The 2,647-nt window shown below is 66.1% G+C and carries 2 protein-coding genes and 1 tRNA gene; all 3 read left to right on the top strand.

From position 1 onward, the window contains the following. The coding region (locus tag DMB66_RS59525; RefSeq protein ID WP_125812666.1) for an SAM-dependent methyltransferase at nucleotides 1–575 on the top strand (575 nt) is incomplete at its 5' end. A gap of 76 nt (nucleotides 576–651) precedes the next feature. Then, complete coding sequence (locus DMB66_RS59530) at nucleotides 652–1,560, top strand: hypothetical protein (RefSeq protein WP_125812667.1); 909 nt, start codon at nucleotides 652–654, stop codon at nucleotides 1,558–1,560. Between the two features lie 187 nt (nucleotides 1,561–1,747). Beyond that, nucleotides 1,748–1,840, top strand: a tRNA-Lys gene (locus DMB66_RS59535). Nucleotides 1,841–2,647 lie beyond the last annotated feature (807 nt).

Below are 2,647 nucleotides of genomic sequence, written 5' to 3' on the forward strand. Positions count from 1 at the left end.
CCCACGAGACCGCCCGCGAAACCGACCCGACCGCCCGAGTCGTCTACGTCGATATCGACCCGGTCGCCGTAGAGCAAGCCGAAAGCATGCTGGCCGGCGACCCGAACGCTCGGGCAGTCAGAGGAGATCTCCGCGAACCAGAGCAGATCCTCACTGATCCCGCGGTGACCGCGTTGCTCGACTTCTCCGCACCGGTCGCGGTCCTGCTGGGCTACGTACTGCAACACATCCCGGACGACGCCGACGCCGCGGCAGCCGTCAGCCGCATCAGCGCCGCACTGTCACCAGGCAGCTTCCTGGCTCTCTCCCACTGGACACCCGAGGCGACGGTGGAAGGCCTCCACCAGCAGTCCGCCGCGTGCCAGCTCTACCAGGACACCCCGACGCCCATCGTGCTGCGCACCGCCGACCAGCTCACCGCGCTCCTGAACCACGCCGTCGAGCTGCTCCCGCCCGGCATCGTCAGCGCCAACCAATGGCGGCCCGACCCCGAGGAGATCAACGATCAACCCTCGCCCACCGTGCTCGCGGCAATAGCCCGCAGGCGGCATGCCACGCGACCTACGGTCGCCTGAGGTTGCGGTGCCTGGCTGCGCTCTGGTCGACGTTGCAGCCCATGCGCGTCGTGGCAACTTGGATAGCATCGGTGCTGTGGACAAGCAGCGCTTGCAGATCAATGCCGAGGTCATCGTCGAGGTCACCGACGAGGCCGCAGTGAGGCGCGCAGCCTTGGAGGCCGTGGAACTCACGGCCTTCGTCAGCAAGGCCGACCGGGCGAAGGCTCGGGCCGAGCTCCAGACGGACTTGCTCGCGGCGCTGCAATGGCTGGTCGAGCCACTCGACCTCCTGCCCGAGATCGACGGAGTGACGATACTCGAGGACAGCAGCACCGTCATGGAGCACGACGCCGCCACGGCGACCGCAGCCGATGTTCCGGACTTCGCGCAACTGTTCTCGGTGTGTCGATGCGGCCAACCGGCCTGTGAGCGATGCTCTGGATGGCAGCTCACCCCCAGGACCGCGTTGGCCCTGTGGACGGTCGCGCAGATTCTCGCTGACCACGCCTACGACGACGTGATCGAACACGGCGACGAGCCGATTTCAGACGAACGCGAATGGGGGGCGTTCTCGCGCTATCCGCGGGTCACGTGGCGGGAAGACGCTATGTGGCGTCGGCAAGCGGCCAGATGCTACGACGACCTCACCACCGACCTCGAAGCCGGCCGGCGGCCACGTCCCACCTGCCCGGCCGACGAAATGGCGCTACACCTGATTCTGGAAGATGCCCAAGCTGCCGTCGCCGACGGGTGGGCAGGCATGGACCAGCCGCCGACTCCTCTGCCGGATCATCCTGACGACTTCGACTGGGAGACCGCCACCGACGTGCTCTTCCAGGACACCGACATTCTCGACCTGTTCGAGGCCGCCCGTGACGGAATCGAGAATCCGGACAACGAAGAGAACCGGGCGGCAGGCATGGGTGACTACCGCCCGTCAGCCTGGTTCAAGCCGTTCCGCAACATGGCGGCCCGCGACGGCCGTCGGCCGTTCCGGCGGTAGTGCCCACCGTCCGCACCCTACGTGCTGCAGGGCATGCTGTACCTCAACGGATTGGTTCCCGCCCTCCAGGATTGCGGAGCGTCTTCGTGGACTGATAGCCTGCCCGGCAGACGATCACCCCAGGATCACCCCGCGTCCTATGTGGACGCGATAAAGCATTGAGCTTGGTGAATCTGGGCAGGTCGCAGGGCTGCTTAATCGACTCACTTCTATGCTCGATTGGCAGAGCTGAGGACTTTTAATCCTTAGGTTCGGGGTTCGAATCCCCGGCGGCCCACCATGGTTGACCAGGGAAGATAGCCGAACATCGAGATCCCTCGTGGATGATGTGAGGCACATGTGGGGCACGGTCAAGCCTCACATCCCTGGATCTGGTGGCTGCCGGGAATCCGAACTCCGGATCTTGGGGTTGAAGTTCTCACCTGTTGTTGGGAGTGAGGAACTTGATCACCCACTCCAGCGCGGTCACCACCGCGGACATCTATTGGGCGGTTTTCCGGGAGCTGGCGCAAAAGGCGGTCGCCGCGACGGCGGAGTTGCTCCGGTCCCATGCCCGATTCAGGGTGAAGTTGGGTGCGGCTTCACAGGCTTGACGACCGACGAGCGCCCCTGGCGGACGAGCGGTCCTGAGCAGTCCAGGGCAGCGGTTAGGTAGTTTCGCCGGACGACTCTCGCGGGAATCTGTGCGGCTGCTGGTCAGTCGCGCTGCCGCAGGGTCCCCAGGAGGGCTCGATAGCGGCGATGGCGCTCATCACGTCGTTGACCTACGGGCGGGCCCGAATGCTGATCAGTCGGCGGAGCCACGCGATTGCCCCGGGACTCAGCTCAGGTCGGCCAGCGGGTGCAGCCACCGGGCCGTCCAAGTCGACTGCGGGGCAGCTCGGCGTGGGGACGCGCTCGACGGCGACCGTGCAACCGGCTACACGTCGTCAACAGCCTGCAAGCAGAGGCACCAAGCCGGGCAGAGATACCGCTGCGAGGAGATCCGCCACCGGCTCGCCGCGCGGTTGTCGGCCGATGCCCGTAGTTGCGCGGGCTGAGGATCGACGGGGTCGGCCCAACTGCCTGGCCCGGCTTCCAGCTGGTC

The sequence above is a fragment of the Actinoplanes sp. ATCC 53533 genome (assembly GCF_003947245.1).